Here is a 16,319-nt window from a genome sequence, read left to right on the forward strand (position 1 = left end):
TCGGGTCCTTGCCCCCACTGGCCTGCCAGAGGGTGATGGCGGCACCGTCCACCGGCTTGCCCATCAGCGAGACGCTGCCTTTGAGGCTCGAGGAGTGATCACCCGTTGCGTTGCCAACTCCAGTGCAGGCGGCCACCCCAAGAGAGAGCACCGACAGCAACAGCGATTCAATGACCAGGCGTGAGCGGTTCATCGGAGCCAAAAACCTGTCGGCGTCCTAGCTGTGCCTGGTCCCTCAGGCAGGGTGTTTGCTCCGATCCCGTACGCACCGGCTCCGGAGGGTTCTCATAAGCTGATCAGGTTGTCTGCCGTCGCGATCGGTGCCCCGCATCGGACTGATCGTCAACGATGGGAAGGCCCTAGCGGTCGATACCGCTGACACGATTCAGAGCAGGCTTGAACACGCGGGGCACAGCGTCGTGCGGGCCAGCAGCTCCGGTGGGATGGTCGGATTCGCCAATCCTGACCAGCACTTGCGTCTGCTCGGTTACAGCGCCTGTGTCCCGGACGGGTTCGACAACACCATGGCCCTCGCCATCGTGCTGGGGGGGGATGGCACGGTGTTGTCGGCGGCGCGCCAGACCGCACCGGTGGGGGTGCCGATCCTCACCATCAACACCGGTCATCTCGGTTTTCTGGCAGAGGCCTATCTCGGGGATCTGGATCGCGCTCTGGAGGTGGTGCTGACCCAGCAATGGACGATCGAGGAACGCAGCAATCTGGTGGTGAGCGTGATGCGGGGTGATCAGCGGCGCTGGGAGGCGTTGTCGCTCAACGAGATGGCGCTGCATCGGGAACCGCTCACCAGCATGTGTCACTTCGAGATCGCCATCGGGCGTCATGCCCCGGTGGACATTGCTGCCGATGGGGTGATCCTGTCGACGCCCACCGGATCAACGGCCTATGCCCTCAGTGCTGGCGGCCCGGTGATCTCTCCGGACTGCCCGGTGCTGCAGCTCACGCCGATCGCCCCCCATTCGCTGGCGTCGCGGGCTCTTGTGTTCAGTGACCGGGAGCCAGTGACTGTGTTCCCGGCCACACCGGAACGTCTGATGATGGTGGTGGACGGCAGTGCCGGTTGCTATGTCTGGCCGGAGGATCGCGTGCTGATCCGTCGCAGTGATCATCCGGTGCGTTTCGTTCGGCTCGTGGACCATGAATTTTTCCAGGTGCTGCGCAACAAACTCGGCTGGGGGTTGCCCCACATCGCCAAGCCTGACAAGGCATGAGCGCTGATCCATTGCTGCTGCTGGCAGGACCGGCGGCGGTGGCCCTGGCCCCGCGGCTCACGGCATCCGGTTACACGACGGTGGACTGGCTGAGTGCCGGGGTGGCCTCCAGTCGCGCCCAGGCAGGACAGGAGCCTGTGGCTGCAGTGCTGGCGGCCGATCAGCGACCGCTGATCTCCGATCTGCGATTGCGCTTCGGGGGCATGCCGATCCTGCTGGACCTGGAGCAGGACAGTGTCGAGGCTCGTGCTGCCTGCCTCTGTTCCGGGGCGGACGACTTCTGGCTGTCCAGTGTCGGTCCCAGCGACCTGCTGCTGCGGCTGCGTCTGCATCGCACAATCCAGTCCCGTGACGAGCAGCGACCGTCGTTGCTGCAGGTGGGCGATCTCAGTGTCGACATCAGCCTGAGGCAGGTGCGGCGCGGTGGGCGACCGGTGGCGCTGACCGCCAGGGAGTACGCGTTGCTGCTGGCACTGTTGAAGCATCCCGGTCGCGCCTTCAGTCGCGAGGAACTCCTGGAGCAGGTCTGGCAGGACGAGCGGGCCGGCAGCAGCAACGTCGTTGAGGTGTACATCCGCTACCTGCGACAGAAACTGGAGGAAAAGGGAGAGCCCAGGCTGGTGCACACCGTGCGCGGCCGTGGGTACCGTGTTGGCCCTTCCGCCGACGGTGCCTGAACCGCGTGGATCATCCGTCCCCGCCGCAGCAGTTACCGATCGCAGCCCGATGGTGCCTGGCGTCGCAGCGCTGCATCGATCTGGAGGTGGCACGCACTCCCGAACAGCAGCGCATCGGCCTGATGCAGCGGTCCCGGCTGCCGGCCCTGCGGGGGATGTGGTTTCCCTTTGACCAGCCCAGGCCTCTCAGTTTCTGGATGTTCAACACCATCGCCCCCCTTGACATGCTGTTTCTGCGGGGCGGCACAGTGATCGCCATCGCCAAGGACGTACCGGTCTGTCCGGCGTTGCCCTGCCCCAGCTACGGGCCGGATCAGCCGTCGGATGGGGTGGTGGAACTGGCGGCGGGAGAAGCCGACCGACTCGGCATCAAGCCCGGCGATCCGGCGCAGATTGAGACGATAAAGTAACGATATCGTGTATTTATTGATGTGATTTCGTGCCTTGAAGGATCAGTGTCGGGTTCATCGGCGCCAGCCGGGTGCCGTCTCCCAGCGGCAGGCCCCTCCAGGCCTGAAGCTGGCTGATCCTGCTGATCAGTCCGGCCTTGTCCAGGACCGGCCGCAGGTCTGAGAGCGCCTCCAGCGTGGCCAGCGGGATCACCACGATCCCCCCGTCATTCAGTCGTGGAAGCAGCATCTGCAGCAGAGCGACCCGGTCGCGGCCTCCTCCCCCGAGCAGAACCCGGTCGGGGCAGGCCAGTGCCGGGGGCAGATCCGTGCTCAGTGCCGTCAGGGCATCCGTCTCCAGGACGGCAGCCGGTTGCACCCCCAGCCGCTTGGCGTTGGCTTTAATCAGGGCGGCTCCGCCTCCGCGGCGTTCGATGGCCAGCAGCTGCAGCCTGGGCCTCAGCCTCAGCGCCTCCAGTCCGACACTCCCGGTGCCGGCTCCGAGATCCCAGAGCACTCCGTCGGCGGGCAACTCCAGGTCTGCCAGCAGCTGCAGGCGCACCTCCCGCTTGGTCATCAGTCCAGGACGGTCCGGGTGCTGCAGAAACACGCCATCCTCGAGGCCGAACAGGGGCAGTCGCTCCGGCAGCGGCGGGTCCTCGGCGATCAGCAGCACCAGCAGCAGGGGCTGCAGATCCGGCGGCAGCGGGGCATTGCTCGCGAGCCGCATCACCCGTTCATCGCGGTGGCCGAGGTTTTCGCACACCCACACGGCATAGGACGCCTCCAGTCCGCTGCTGCGCAGGATCTGCCGCACCGGTGCGGCACCACCCTGTCCGGGGTCGGTGAGCACCGCCAGAGCTGCCGGTCTGTTCTGCAGGGCGCTGGCCAGTGCTTCCGGGCTGCGTCCATGCAGGCTCACCCAGGTGGCGTCCTGCCAGGGGCGGCCGATCCGTGCGAACGCCAGCTGCATCGAGCATGGCGCCGGGTGAAAGTGCAGCGTCTCCGCCGGAAACGCCTGCAGCAGGCGGCGGCCGATGCCGAACCAGAGCGGATCGCCGCTGGCCAGGATCACCACCGGTGCGTTCTGAGAGCGCAGCCAGCCGATCAGTGCATCCGGGCGGTCACTGGCTTGCAGCTGCGGCAGGGGGCGATCGCCATGCTGCTGGTGCTGGTCGCTCCACCACTGAGGCAGGCTGTCCAGCAGGCGCTGTGGCGCTGCGATCGCTTCCGCGTTGCACAGCAGTCGCACTGCCGCAGGGGGCAGGCTCGCCAGGCCGCCGGCATCGGTTCCGATGACCTGAAAAGGGTGGGGAAGACCGGGCATGACTGTGATCATGGCCCGATGGGTGGTACAAACGCTTCTGACCGCTCGTGCACTGCGTGCTGCCCCGTTCGCCTGCGACCGTCTCTGATTTCATCGTCGCCGGGGCGTTTCCCAGGCCATCGGTGCTGATTAGTGGTCTTCAGCACGGTCGGCCGTCGCTGTCGCAGCTGCACAAGCTCCTGGCGCTCACATGCACCGGCCTGGCCGCCGAACCGCTGAGCTGGCTGCAGCAGCTGATCTACAGCCAACGGCTGCAGCAGCAGCTTCCTGATGATCCAGTGGTGGTGATCGGTCACTGGCGCAGCGGCACCACCTATCTGCACCAGCTGATGGGATCCGACCCCTGCGCAGCCACGGCATCCAACAGCCTCACCGTGGCTCCCCAGGTGGCTCTGCTGCTCAAGCCCCTGCTGCAGCCCCTGCTGCACAGGACGATGACGCCGATCCGTCCGATCGATGCCGTGCCCTGGGGCGCGGATGATCCGCAGGAGGACGAAGTGGGCCTCTCCCGTCTGACCATGGACAGCCACATGGCGGGAATCGCCTTTCCCCGCGACTATCTCCATCACCTGAGGCGCACGGTTCTGCGCGCAACGCCCGCCTACGAACGCGCTCTGGTGATGTTCTGCAGGCTCACCTGGCTGCATGCGGGCCCTGGCAAGCATCACCTGTTGATCAAGAATCCAGCCCATTCGGCCCGGGTGCCGCTGCTGCTGCGCTTGTTTCCCCGCTGCCGCTTCATTCTTCTCAAGCGCCGACCGATCGATGCGGTGCGTTCGCTGGTGCTGGTCAAGCAACGACTGGCCTCCCTGGTGGGTCTGCAGGACCCCCCCGACCAGATCACCCAGGTGGAGGAGACGGTGGCAGCCCATCGCCTGCTGATGGAGGCTTTTGAGGCCTCCCGTCAGCTGATCCCCGCCGGCCAGCTCACGGAGGTGGCCTTTGACGATCTGCGGGACGCCCCCGTGGCCACGGTGGAGCGCATCTACTCCGATCTGGCCATCGACAGCTGGGCTCAGGCCCAGGCGCCGATCGCGCGTCGTGCGGCACAGTCCAGTCGCTACCGGCCGTTGCCGGTGACGCTGGAGCCGGCGGCTGAGCAGCGTCTGATCACCTTGCTCGGTCACGGATGAACTCTGATCGGCGCCAACGCCTGCATGATCTGCTGCTGGCCCTGATCACCCGGGAGGAGGGGTTGCCGTTGATGGATCAGACCTTGCCGGAGGAGGGAAGCGCGGCGGAACCGGCTCGTTGGTTGGATCAGAACCGGCGCACGCTGCAGCGCTACCAGGCGTTGGTGCGCACGGCCGTCACGCTCGACGCCCTGATGGATGCCGAGGAGAACGCTGGCTGAACCGTTCAGGTCTGGCAGTCTGGGGCGACTGTCAGCCGACCCATGGCTCCTCTGGGACTGTCCGCTCTGAGCAGCATGCTGCGCCGCAGACCCCGCCCCGAGTCCTGGTCGACTCCGCAGGCGAGCTGGAGCCGTGCCTTCGGTCTGGGCTGGCGGGACCCCTACAGCGTCCGCTACGCCAGCAACCTCGACGATGGTCCCTGGCATGGCATGCCCCTCGGTGGCTTCGGTGCGGGCTGCATCGGTCGCAGCTCTCGTGGAGACTTCAATCTCTGGCATCTCGATGGCGGCGAGCACTGGTACGGCACGATCCCCGATTGCCAGTTCGCCATCTGGGAGAGCGACGGCACCAGCACCAGGGCCCATGCCCTGGCAACGGCTCCGGATCGTGACGACAGCCGAGTGGATGGCGAGGATCCCCTCGCGGCCTGGCAGTGGTATCCAGCCAGCACCAACGACAGCACCACCGGAACCTATGCCGCCCGCTACCCCCTGAGCTGGACCCGCTACAGCGGGGTGTTCGCGGCCGAAGTGAGCTGTGAGGCCTTCAGTCCGATTCTCCCCGGCGACTATCAGCGCAGCAGCTACCCCGTGGCTGTCTTCCGCTGGACCCTGCGCAATCCCACCAACCGTCCGCTGCAGCTCTCCCTGCTGCTGAGCTGGCGCAACACCGTCGGTTGGTTCACCAACACCGATCCATCCGCCGAAGTGCATTTCCGCGACGACGGCAGCCCTGAGCACAACTACGCCCCTGCGATCGGTGCCGGTGAGGGGCAGAGCAACCGCTGGGTGGATCAGCCGGGCCTCAAGGGTGTGCTGCTGGATGGGCGTCGGTCCCAGCCGCTTGCGGAGGGGGAGGGGCAGTGGTGCCTGGCATTGCCGGACAACCTCGAGGATGTGGAGGTGATGCGCTGCAGTCGCTGGGATCCCACCGGCGAGTGGGGCGGAACTGTGGCAGTCCTTCGCCGCTGAAGGACGCATTCCCAACAGCAACAACGACCGGGCCAGTCGCGCCGGGGAACAGGCCAGTGCTGGGCTGGCGGTGAAGGTCAGCCTCGATCCGGGGCAATGCCTCGAGATTCCGGTCGTGATCAGCTGGGATCTGCCGGTGACCGCCTTCGCCACCGGAGTCAGCGACTGGCGCCGCTACACGGACTTCCATGGCCGGCAGGGCACGGCGGCGGCGGCGATCGCTGCCGAGGCGCTGAGGGACTGGCGCAGCTGGCGTGACCAGATCGATCGCTGGCAGGAGCCTGTTCTGGCTCGAACCGAGCTGCCGGAGCCGTTGCGCATGGCCCTGTTCAACGAGCTCTACGACCTCGCCAGCGGTGGAAGCCTCTGGACGGCCGCCAGAGCTGGCGATCCCGTGGGCCGCTTCGGCGTTCTGGAGTGCCTCGACTACGCCTGGTACGAAAGTCTTGATGTGAGGCTGTACGGGTCTTTGGCGTTGGTTCAGCTCTGGCCTGAGCTGGACAAGGCCGTGTTGCGTAGCTTCGCCCGGGCCATTCCGGCGATGGATGCCAGCCAGCGGCCGATCGGCTGGTATTTCACCCAGGGCAGGGGACGGGTGGAAGCCGACCGCAAGGTGGAGGGAGCGACCCCCCACGATCTGGGTGCTCCCAACGAGGCGCCGTTCGACGCCACCAATTACACGGCGTACCAGGACTGCAATCTCTGGAAGGATCTGGCCAGCGACTTCGTGCTGCAGGTCTGGCGCACATTCCGGTTCGCACCGACCGGCGAAGACCTGACCTTTCTTGCCGAGTGCTGGCCTGCAGCGGTTCAGGCTCTTCGTTATCTCAAACGCTTCGACGTCAATGAGGACGGCTTGCCGGACAACGGCGGAGCACCGGACCAGACCTTTGATGACTGGCCGTTGCAGGGAGTGAGCGCCTATTGCGGTGCTCTCTGGATCGCAGCCCTCGAGGCGGCTCTGGCCATGGCTCAGCGGCTTCAGCTGGACCTGGGCCTGGAGACGGGGTCGGAGCAGCGGGAATTCGGGGAATGGCTGGAGCAATCACGCGCCAATTTCGATCGACTGCTTTGGAACGGGGAGTTTTATCGCATCGACGCCGAGAGCGGTACGCCGGTGGTGATGGCGGATCAGCTCTGCGGGGATTTCTACGCGCGGCTGCTGGGCCTGCCGCCGGTGGTGAGCGATGCCAACAGCCAGAGCACGCTCAAGGCCGTGCGCGAGGCCTGTTTTGAGCGGTTTGACGGTGGACGTCTCGGCGTGGCGAATGGTCTGCGGCGGGATGGCACCCCTCTCGACCCGGATGGCACCCATCCGTTGGAGGTCTGGACAGGGATCAATTTCGGTCTGGCCTCCTACTACCGGCTCATGGGAGACAAGACGACAGCCGAAGCGATTTGCACGGCGGTGGTCGACCAGGTGTACCGGGGAGGTCTTCAGTTCCGAACACCGGAAGCGATCACCGCCGTGAACACCTTTCGGGCCTGCCATTACCTGCGGGCCATGGCGATCTGGGGGCTTTGGGCCACCGAGACCGACTGGGCGCTGATCCCTGGCGCTGACCGCTCCTAGGCCGCGCTGCGGGCCAGGGTCTGTCGAGGGGCTTCCCCAAACAGATTGCGGTAATCACGGGCGAAATGATTGCGGCTGTGAAATCCGAAGTGATGGGCCACCTCCTGCACGGTGTTGCAGGCCAGCACTCGCCGTTGGTCCCGATGACGTAGAGCGTGTTGCACCTGTTGCAGGCGGATCTGTTTCAGCAGGGCCATCGGTCCGATTCCGACCTGTTCACGACAGCTCTGACTGATGGTTGATCGGGAGGCGAAGATCGTACGACCAAGATCATCCAAGGAAATCGGTTGGCGGTTGTTTTCGATGCCCCAACGCACCACATCCCGCACAATCCCGCAGCGGTAGGTCATCGATCGAAGAGGTGAGAGTTCGTCGAGGCCAGGGGGCTCGAAGCTTTCCAGCAGCAAGGCATTCCATTGATCCGTATCGATGCCGCCTGACGCAGGCTCGTTGAGCAGGTTGTCCACCAGCTGGATCCAGGTCTGGAACATCGCCTGGCTGAGCTGAACGTTGTTGCTGATGCTGATGGAATCCATCAGCGTGCTTGCCGGATCGAGCGCCCCAAGCTGTTGGATGCGGGTTCGTGGGATCAGAATGATGCTGAAGTGGGCGCCGGCTTCGGTCTGAAAGAAGACATCACTGAGGTTGAGGTGAAAGCCGTATAACCCACAGGGAATCAGCGGCTCTCCTCGAACGCGATGCTGAAAGGCATGATTCATCTCCAGACAGAACGGAACGTAGGCGCAATTGCGTCCTCCGTGAAACAACATGGAGCGATCGCATCTCACGGAGAGACAAATCATCTCGTTGGATCGCTTGATCTTCAGCACTCCGTTCAGCGGGCCTGCTGACAGTTGAACGATCTCCCACGGAAATCCGAGGCTAAGAAACAATTCAGCCGCTTCAATCGCGCTGTGAAATCGATGGATCTTGAGTTGCGACGCGTTTGACACCATTTCGGATCGTTCAGGCCTCTGCGAATTCTTTGGGGAGAAGTTAGGTGGGTCGTTCGTAATTGGCGCATTTTGTTGCATACCCTGAGTCCTGAAGTCTCCGGATCCGGCACATGCGTCGCTTGCTCTGCAGTGTTTTGGCTGCACTGCTGCTTGTTCTGCTGACTCCCGGGCTCGCCTGGGCGCAGGTTCATCAGCACGAGAACGAAAACGGCGTCGCCATGGTTCGCAGTCTGGAAAGTCTCCGGGACCTTGATTACGTCAGCTGGCAGGCCGTGGCCTACAGGGAAGGAGCCGCCGGCGGGCCGGTGGTGTTGCGCATCGTCGGCTACCCCGGAAAACTCAGGCTTGACCATCCCATCGATCTGCAGGTGTTCGCAGGCCGGCGTGAGTGGTCTCTGCCGGACATCACGCTGAAGAATCCAGCCCTCGCTCAGGACGGACGGGATGCTGCCGCTGAATTCGCGCTGGATCCTCTGCTGGCAGATCTGAGCAACAATCGCCCTTTGCGGCTCGTGCTGCCGGGAGTGTTCACGGAGTTGCCGGTGCCCCCTTACGTGGTGGGTGAGTGGCGATCGCTGCAGGAGTTGCCCCTGAGCTGATGTGGGAACCGTTGATGCATCGGGCTCTCGCCCTGGCGGCTTTGGCACAGGGGTGCACCAGTCCGAATCCACTGGTCGGGGCGCTGGTTCTCGATGCCAACGGTCGTTTGATCGGAGAGGGTTACCACGCCCGTGCCGGACGGCCCCACGCCGAGGTGGGTGCCCTGGCCCAGGCCGGTGAGGCCGCACGAGGCGGAACCCTGATCGTCACCCTTGAGCCCTGCTGCCATCACGGCCGCACTCCCCCCTGCACAGATGCCGTGATCGCAGCTGGACTTGAGCGGGTGGTGGTGGCGCTTGAGGATCCCGATCCCAGGGTGGCTGGCGGAGGCGTCAGCCGGCTGCGATCCGCCGGTCTGGAGGTGATCACCGGTGTGCTGAGGGAGCAGGCGGCTCAACAGAACAGGGCTTTTGTGCATCGGGTGCGCACCGGACGTCCCTGGGGAGTGCTCAAGTGGGCCATGAGTCTTGATGGCCGAACCGCCCTGCCCAATGGCGAGAGCCAGTGGATCAGCGGTTCGGAGGCGCGGAGCTGGGTGCATCAGTTGCGGGCGTGCTGCGATGCGGTGATCGTGGGCGGAGGCACGTTGCGGGCGGATGATCCCCTGCTCACCAGCCGTGGCCGGCGCGACCCCGAGCCGCTGCGGGTGGTGCTCAGTCGCAGCATGCAGATCCCTGCTCGGGCACAGCTCTGGAACACTGACGTGGCTCCAACCCTGCTGGCTCACGGCCCGCAGGTCCGTGATGTTCCTGCTCCCAGCGGACCTGAGCGGCTGTCCTTGCCGGTCTGTGATCCGGAGCATTTGATGCGTGCGCTTGCTTCTCGCGGCTGCAATCAGGTGCTCTGGGAATGCGGTCCTGAGCTCGCTGCTTCAGCGGTTCAGCAGCAGTGCGTCCAGGAGCTCGCGGTGGTGGTGGCACCCAAGCTTCTGGGTGGCCATGCATCGCGAACCCCGCTGGGTGATCTGGGTCTGATCAGCCTGGATCAGGCCAAGCAGCTGACCATGGAGCAAACCATCAGCCTTGGCGATGATCGACTCCTGGTGAGCTTGGTGTATTGATCGGGAGGATCAGAGGAAGTCGAATCCGTTGCTGGCAATCACGCTTGTGAGGTCAGAACTGTCGTCGTCTTTGCTGGATCCATTCGTGGTGGCATCCAGGAAACGGACACGAATCTTGCCGATACGTTGATCTTCGTCTTCGATGGCGGACTTGTTGTAGGTTTCGCCGTCAATCACCAGCTTGTCTTTTTGACCAAAGCTCTTGATGACAAGTTTTTTGGTGATCAGATCAAGTGAGTCGACAAAAACTTTGTCTTTCTGGTTGTCATCTCCAAGGTCAATCTGGGCTTTCTTGACCTCGCCTTGGATGGTCAGCTTGTCCTTGCCACTCCCAAGATCCACCATGGTCTTGTTGGTCAGCGTCGCATCCTCACCAATCAAGATGTCATCTTTTCCGCCTCCGGCTTCGATGGTTGATTTCTTGATCACGCCTGAGTTGAATGTGGCCTTGTCTTTGCCCTCGGTCATCACGAAGGAGGTTTTTTCGACCAACTCAGCTGTGCTGACCAAGTCGGCTGTCAGTCCTTCCTCAAAACGCACTGTGGAGGATTTGAGTTTGCGTCCTCCAAAAACAACATTGGAGGAGCGCGATGTGAGGTCGAGATCAATGAGAGTATCGGTCAGCTCAATTTCAATGCCATCATCAGCTGATTCGAGAACCTTCAGTTTTTCCGTTTGGGAGGAGGGGATGGAAACGTCTCCACGCGGGGCCTGCGCGAGGATCCTGTCCCCACTTTGTGACTTCTCAAAGCCAGCAGATGTCTCGAGAGGGATGGCTTCAAACGAAGGTGCTGACCCGTTAGCAGCACCACCTGAGGAAGGGCTTGAAGCAGGTTGCGAAGGTGTGGCTGCAAAAGTAGGTGTTTGATCAGTGTTCTGTGGAGCAGATTGGCCCAGATCATCTCTGGTGAGTGCAATCAGCTGCTCAGCCGCATTGCCGGCGGCGTCGGTTGCCACGACCGTGAGGGCGTAGGCAGTCTTAACTTCGATCGGTTTTTGGGAATTCAGACGGATGTCGCCAGAGTCGGGATTGATCGTGAAGGAGGCTGCATCATCGTCGTTGTCAGGTTTCAAGCTGAACTTCAACGGCAACGGCGATGCGTCGTTAGCGACTGTTTTGTAGATGATTGATTGGCTACCGGCGTTGTCATCGCCTCCTGTTGGAGTCGCTCCTGATGTGATCACCGGAGACGTTGTGTCCACCGTGATAGTGAGAGGATCCGAAGTGGCAGTTTCACCATCGATCGTGGATGTTGCCGTGACAGTGTAGGTTCCATCTGTGAGGGCGACGTCATCGCCGAGGGTCAGATTCCAGACGCCAAGAGAATTAGCAACCCCCACCAGACTGAAGGTGCTTGTCGAGGTGTTCGGATTGCCGCTGGTGGTGATCCGGACTTCGACATCCGCACCTGAATCAGCGGTTCCGCTGAAACTGGGGTTGCCGGCATTGGTGATGTTGTCTGTTGATGAACGTCCACTGTCGTTTGTGAGATCTGGAGTGGAGACGGGGTCAATCACCCCACCAATTGTGATGGAGATGGCCTGATCCGTCGTACCACCCTGGTCATCGGTGACGCTGACGGTGAAGGTATCTGTGCCACTGAAGTCGGCCTTGGGGGTGTAGCTCCAGGTTCCAGTAGAAGCATCGATGGACGCATTCCCGTTGCTGGCCGCACGGCTGATCGAGAAGATGTTTTCGCTCGTCAGACCTTCCACATCCAGGGCAGTCAGTGTTCCTGTGATCGGGGTTGTGGAGTCTTCCTCACCTTGTCCACTGATATCACCTCCGATCGCAGCAGACTCGTTCGTCGCAGGGTCATCAACGCTGATCAGAATTGTCTGCTCAGTCGTGCTTCCAGTTGCATCGGTGATCTGGACAGCGAAAGTATCCGGGCCTCGATAGTCTTTTTTAGGGAAATAACTCCAGTAACCCGTCTCCTCGCTAATGGCTGCAGCCCCGCCTGTTGAGGTCGGTGAGCTTCCTTCTACGAGCTTAAAGCTGGACGATGTCCCGATCCGATTATCAGGATCCGTGACTTCGATTGTGCCTCGGATCGGCTGATCTTTCTCTGGATCACCGATGAAGGGGAGACCAGTACCAGACAGGTCACCGCTGATTACTGGAGCATCGGGTGTGGGATTAATGCTGATGGAGATCAGTTGTGATGTCGTGCCTCCGCCATCATCTGTGACTGTTACTGTGAAATCGTCCGAACCGTGAAAGTTGGCTGAGGGTGAATAAACCCAAGAACCACTCTCACGATTGATGGATGCTGTTCCGTTATCAGGAGAATTATTTGTTGCAATGGAGAAGTAGCTGCCGTCACTGAGTCCTTCTGGGTCTGTTGCTGAAATCTTCCCTGTGACGGAGGTGTCTTCATCGGTGGAGGCGGTGAGATTGCCAGTGATGGCTGCAGCTTCATCAACGTTATTGATCGTGAGGGCCACTGCCTTTTCGCTGTTACCCTCTTCACCATTCAGCGTGACAGTGAAGTTGTAGGAATTTTTGGTTTCAAAATCAGGAAATTCAGTCGGCTTAAGGGAAACGATGCCAGTGGATACGTCAATCGTGAAACTCTCGCTGTCATTAACATTCTTCAAGCCGTACATCATTGGGTATGGATAATCTTCTATTTGTGTGGTGTAAATTGGCTGAGGGGCTCCTGTATTCTCATTGATGCTCACTCTGCTTGGCGATGTGGCGATAGGAGCCAATTGAATATCTTGAACTTCCAGCGAAACTCGCTTTTCTGCTGTGTTGCCTGCTTGGTCGGTGGCGACGACAACAAAACCGTAGATATTGTCGGCTATATCTGGATTGCTGCCTGCATCCCTCGGGTTTTCGAAGTCTGGGTCAAAAGTCAGACGCACGTCACCCGTCAGTTCGTCGATGCTGAATAGTTCGCTGTCGTTTTGAGCATTGAAATCCTCTTCTTTGAGGGAAAATGTTATGTTTGCTGACGAAGGAGTTAAGATCTGGTCGCTTGTATCTGTTGCTGTCGCGCGGTAGATGACCTCGTTGTGATGCGAATTCTCTTGGATGAAGCCATCTTCTCCAGCTTTATCACCGGAAGTGATCACTGGGTCAATGCTGTCTGGATCATCTGTCGTCAGAGTGACATCAATGCTGGATTGCTCTGCTGGAATTTCAGAGGGCGAACCGTTTGCTGTTGATGCTTCTGATAGTGCCAGGCGAAAGATCTCATTGGCTTCATATGTTTTGTCCTGAGAGATATTAACGATGATCGTCTGATCTGTTTGATTTTCTGCGAAGTTAACAACTCCTCCAGGGAGTTGTGTTGCTTCGGGTGAGAAGTCCGATGCATCCGCCAGCGCTACTGTTGTTGAAACGCTGTCATCTGCAATGACATTCCAGTTCACGGAGCCGGCTGCTCTTGTATCGCCGGACCGACTGATCTTGAATGTGATTGGATTTGCAGAATCTTCAGTTCCTTCTTCCAGTGTTATGGCGTCAGACGTCCCTTCTGAATTGCTCAGGGCATAGATTGTTTTTGTGATAATACTAACTGGGGCCAATGCATCTCTGTTCTCCCAGCCTTCACCTGAGACTGTTCTAACAGAATTGAAAGCAATGAAGACATTGCCACTGGCGATCAGGTTCTCGGTTGGAGTGAACGTCGCAGTGTATATGGTTGGATCGGCTTCGCTCTGTTGAAGGTCAGTAAAATTACCTAGGCTGATGCCATCATCAGTTTTTGCTGAAATATCTGAGCTTGTAAAAGCACTTGTTTCGTTTAATACAAGCTCCTCGCTGAAGTTAAAGGTGAAGGTCGCGGTTTCACCATTCAGCAATTCGCTAGCGCTGCTTGTGATTTCGAGGGTGAGGGCCATGACCTGATGGGCACTAATTTGGAAGCTAACCGCGAGGCTGGGCGATTGCTATCCATGACTATAAAATCTTAGAGTTTGGTGAGCTTTAGTCAACACAGGAAGCAGTCTTTGCATAAAAGGTTGCTGCGTTTGTCATTCCTCACAAACCCATCGGCCCAAGCTTCTGACAACCCCTTGGAGTGTGCCGACTTGTCGATTGTCACAGTCTTTGCTCTGTTTGGGCCTGTTCGGACTCAATAGAGATGTCTATGACAGCTTTTTACCTAGACTCGGAAAACAATCATTCTCCAAATGGGCCGCCCTGGCATTGCCAAAGGCTTTGGTAGGTCTGGAAAACAGGGCGTCCCCGAGCACGCGGGCAACCCTCATGGCATCGATGCCGATGAAGCGTCTGCTTCCCGATCGCATCAGTCTCTTTATTTGCAGCATGTTCTCCCCTGTCTGGCTCGGGGAAATCTGAGCCAGGCAGAGCCCATCCTCAAGCTCCTGGCTCAATCAAAAACTGATGTAGCCGAGGTCTATCGAGATCTGGCCAATCTCTGTGAGTCTCAGCAGAGACTGGGAGAGTCGCTTGTCTACCGCGACCTTTGGCTCGACCACCCATCGGCAGACGAAACAGAACTGCTCAGGCAGTCAGAGACAGCCGATCACCTCGGGCGGAAGCAAACGGCAGCAAAGCTGTTTGAGGTGTTGCTCAAGCGTGGGCCGAAGTCGCAGTCTTCCCGCATCGCTGTCCTCCGACAGCTGATGCTTCAGGAGTGCTTTCTGGAAGCTCGTTCACACATTGAATCCTGGTTCGGCCAGACCTGTGATTCGGAAGTCCTTGAGTTGCTGTCCATCTGTGCCGTTGAGCTGAAGGAGTCTGAGCTCGCCTGCTGTTTAGCTCAGTCCTGTCTTCAGGAGCGCTCTTCAGCCATTGCCCATGCCGTTCTTGCTGCTGCCTTGCAACGCCAGTTTCGGGAACGTGAGGCCTATGACCATCTGAAAACTTCGATCGCACTCAGCTCTGATCCGCAGGCCTTGCCTTGGCCTGTCGCCCGATTGCTGGCAGGGGTCTGCCTCGAACAGAACCGTCTTGACATGGCTGACGAGCTGCTCCAGAAGGCTCGATTGGATCAGCCCGCATCGCGCCAGCTTCTCGCGCAGTGGGGTGAGTTGCAGTTGTTGTGTGGGAACTGGACCAATGGGTTTCGGTTTTGCTCAGCGAGCCGCAGGGCGGATCTGTCGCTGCCATCCGCGGATGCTTTCGAGCTCCGTGGGGTCGCTGAACCTGCCTCAGAGGTGCCTCCACTGATCTTGGCATCGGATGGAACTCTGGGCGACTCACTGTTGTTCAGTCGTTATGCACCTTGGATTACGACAGCACTCAGTCGGCCTGTTCATTTGTATGTTCAGCCTCCGGTGCTGCGCCTTCTCAGAGATAGCTTCCAGGCACCGATCGAGGTTCATCCGATCGGAGAGCTCACCTCTCATCCTTCCGAGTGGATTCTTCCAATGCAGGATGCCCCTGCTGTTTTTGGCGCCTGTGACCAACAGCCTGTTCTTGCTGCCCCCTGTTTAAGAGCTGACCCTGCTCTGGTTGAGGTCTGGCGGAAGAGGCTTGATCTCGGGAGTGGTGAACGCTTGATCGGTATCAACTGGAATGGTTCCGCGTTACAAGCCTCTCGCGAAAGAGTTTCTTCAGACATTCCACTCAATGCGTTTTCAGCTATCGCACAGCGACCTGGTGTGCGTCTCTTATCCCTGCAAAAGGGATTCGGTGCTGAACAACTTCGTCACTGCCGTTTTGCTGACCGCTTTGTCTCGTGCCAAAACGAGGTGTCTCATGAAGTGCGCCTGGAGCACATGGCAGCCTTGATCACCCTCTGTGAATGGGTGATCTGCGATGACAGTGGCCCAGCACATCTGGCTGGAAGCTTGAGCAGTCCAACCATTCTTCTGCTTCCCGAACGTGCTGGCTGGAGATGGGGAGGTTTTTGCAGTCGATCTCCCTGGTACCCAACGCTTCATCTGCTCAGGAGATCTGAGTCAAAGGGTTGGGATGACCTGATGTCTGAAGCGAGTGAACTAATGAATTGATCAGGCCAAGGCGACCTAAAAGTGAAGAAAACCTTGAGATTCAATGTCAATAAAGCATGATCTGCGTACTCATTCATGATGTTCCGGTTAGCGTTAGCTTGATCTTCCGGAGAGCATCGATGGCGATCACTAGCAGCCGGTTGTGCACCGGTGCATCCCTAATTTGCGCTGCTTCAGCATTTCTTGCAAATCCATCTCCTGTCAGTGCACAGTGCGGTCCTACTGGATGTACGACCGCTGCACCACAGGTT

11 protein-coding genes and 1 pseudogene are annotated in these 16,319 nt (G+C 60.0%); 9 read left to right on the top strand and 3 right to left on the bottom strand.

Annotated features, from left to right (window positions below; translation table 11 throughout):
• The first annotated feature begins 320 nt into the window (after positions 1-320).
• The 3 genes from KR49_RS12845 to KR49_RS12855 are packed head-to-tail and all read left to right on the top strand — an operon-like array spanning position 321 to position 2,316.
• Positions 321-1,229, top strand: coding sequence for an NAD(+) kinase (locus KR49_RS12845; protein WP_043696249.1), 909 nt, complete (start codon positions 321-323; stop codon positions 1,227-1,229).
• Positions 1,226-1,906, top strand: coding sequence for a winged helix-turn-helix domain-containing protein (locus KR49_RS12850; RefSeq protein ID WP_043696252.1), 681 nt, complete (start codon positions 1,226-1,228; stop codon positions 1,904-1,906). Before KR49_RS12845 ends, KR49_RS12850 begins: the two co-directional genes overlap by 4 nt.
• Positions 1,903-2,316: a DUF192 domain-containing protein gene (locus tag KR49_RS12855; protein ID WP_371257671.1), complete on the top strand. Its 414-nt coding sequence runs from the start codon at positions 1,903-1,905 to the stop codon at positions 2,314-2,316. The genes KR49_RS12850 and KR49_RS12855 overlap by 4 nt, the downstream gene beginning before the upstream one ends.
• A gap of 13 nt (positions 2,317-2,329) precedes the next feature.
• Here the strand turns inward: KR49_RS12855 and KR49_RS12860 are convergent, their stop codons facing one another.
• Positions 2,330-3,622, bottom strand: a complete 1,293-nt coding sequence (locus tag KR49_RS12860) for a bifunctional cobalt-precorrin-7 (C(5))-methyltransferase/cobalt-precorrin-6B (C(15))-methyltransferase (protein WP_043696258.1) — start codon at positions 3,620-3,622, stop codon at positions 2,330-2,332.
• Between the two features lie 56 nt (positions 3,623-3,678).
• On the opposite strand from KR49_RS12860, the gene KR49_RS12865 reads away from it, so the two are divergent.
• From KR49_RS12865 to KR49_RS12875, 3 genes and pseudogenes are all read left to right on the top strand, one after another.
• On the top strand, positions 3,679-4,755 hold the full coding sequence (locus tag KR49_RS12865) for a sulfotransferase (RefSeq protein ID WP_371257635.1): 1,077 nt from the start codon (positions 3,679-3,681) through the stop codon (positions 4,753-4,755).
• Positions 4,752-4,976, top strand: coding sequence for a hypothetical protein (locus KR49_RS12870; protein WP_043696260.1), 225 nt, complete (start codon positions 4,752-4,754; stop codon positions 4,974-4,976). The genes KR49_RS12865 and KR49_RS12870 overlap by 4 nt, the downstream gene beginning before the upstream one ends.
• A gap of 42 nt (positions 4,977-5,018) precedes the next feature.
• Positions 5,019-7,521: pseudogene (locus KR49_RS12875) on the top strand (GH116 family glycosyl hydrolase).
• Here the strand turns inward: KR49_RS12875 and KR49_RS12880 are convergent.
• Entirely contained in the window at positions 7,518-8,240 is a 723-nt protein-coding gene (locus tag KR49_RS12880) for a helix-turn-helix transcriptional regulator (protein ID WP_162176167.1), read from the bottom strand. The pseudogene KR49_RS12875 and the gene KR49_RS12880 overlap by 4 nt on opposite strands.
• Positions 8,241-8,587: 347 nt before the next feature.
• Between KR49_RS12880 and KR49_RS12885 the strand changes: the two genes are divergently transcribed.
• Together KR49_RS12885 and ribD are read left to right on the top strand one after the other, a co-directional pair.
• Positions 8,588-9,076: a DUF3122 domain-containing protein gene (locus tag KR49_RS12885; protein WP_043696270.1), complete on the top strand. Its 489-nt coding sequence runs from the start codon at positions 8,588-8,590 to the stop codon at positions 9,074-9,076.
• A gap of 14 nt (positions 9,077-9,090) precedes the next feature.
• Positions 9,091-10,137 carry a bifunctional diaminohydroxyphosphoribosylaminopyrimidine deaminase/5-amino-6-(5-phosphoribosylamino)uracil reductase RibD gene (ribD, locus tag KR49_RS12890; protein WP_253912775.1) on the top strand — a complete coding sequence of 349 codons (1,047 nt, stop codon included), beginning with the start codon at positions 9,091-9,093 and terminating at the stop codon, positions 10,135-10,137.
• Positions 10,138-10,146: 9 nt separating this feature from the next.
• Here the strand turns inward: ribD and KR49_RS13465 are convergent, their stop codons facing one another.
• Positions 10,147-13,989 (bottom strand): tandem-95 repeat protein, encoded by a 3,843-nt coding sequence (locus tag KR49_RS13465; protein WP_071839753.1) that lies wholly within the window; start codon positions 13,987-13,989, stop codon positions 10,147-10,149.
• Positions 13,990-14,280: 291 nt separating this feature from the next.
• Here KR49_RS13465 and KR49_RS12905 point away from each other — a divergent pair, with 291 nt between their 5' ends.
• Entirely contained in the window at positions 14,281-16,068 is a 1,788-nt protein-coding gene (locus KR49_RS12905; protein WP_156957223.1) for a glycosyltransferase family 9 protein, read from the top strand.
• Positions 16,069-16,319: the final 251 nt, after the last annotated feature.

The organism is Synechococcus sp. KORDI-49, assembly GCF_000737575.1.
Taxonomy (GTDB): domain Bacteria; phylum Cyanobacteriota; class Cyanobacteriia; order PCC-6307; family Cyanobiaceae; genus Parasynechococcus.

Bases quoted from the DNA above. Each gene is read 5' to 3' on its own strand.
- KR49_RS12850 (WP_043696252.1), top strand. From the start codon at position 1,226: ATGAGCGCTGATCCATTGCTGCTGCTGGCAGGACCGGCGGCGGTGGCC.
- KR49_RS12860 (WP_043696258.1), bottom strand. From the start codon at position 3,622: ATGCCCGGTCTTCCCCACCCTTTTCAGGTCATCGGAACCGATGCCGGC.
- KR49_RS12870 (WP_043696260.1), top strand. From the start codon at position 4,752: ATGAACTCTGATCGGCGCCAACGCCTGCATGATCTGCTGCTGGCCCTG.
- KR49_RS12880 (WP_162176167.1), bottom strand. From the start codon at position 8,240: ATGAATCATGCCTTTCAGCATCGCGTTCGAGGAGAGCCGCTGATTCCC.
- KR49_RS12885 (WP_043696270.1), top strand. From the start codon at position 8,588: ATGCGTCGCTTGCTCTGCAGTGTTTTGGCTGCACTGCTGCTTGTTCTG.
- ribD (WP_253912775.1), top strand. From the start codon at position 9,091: ATGCATCGGGCTCTCGCCCTGGCGGCTTTGGCACAGGGGTGCACCAGT.
- KR49_RS13465 (WP_071839753.1), bottom strand. From the start codon at position 13,989: ATGGCCCTCACCCTCGAAATCACAAGCAGCGCTAGCGAATTGCTGAAT.
- KR49_RS12905 (WP_156957223.1), top strand. From the start codon at position 14,281: ATGGGCCGCCCTGGCATTGCCAAAGGCTTTGGTAGGTCTGGAAAACAG.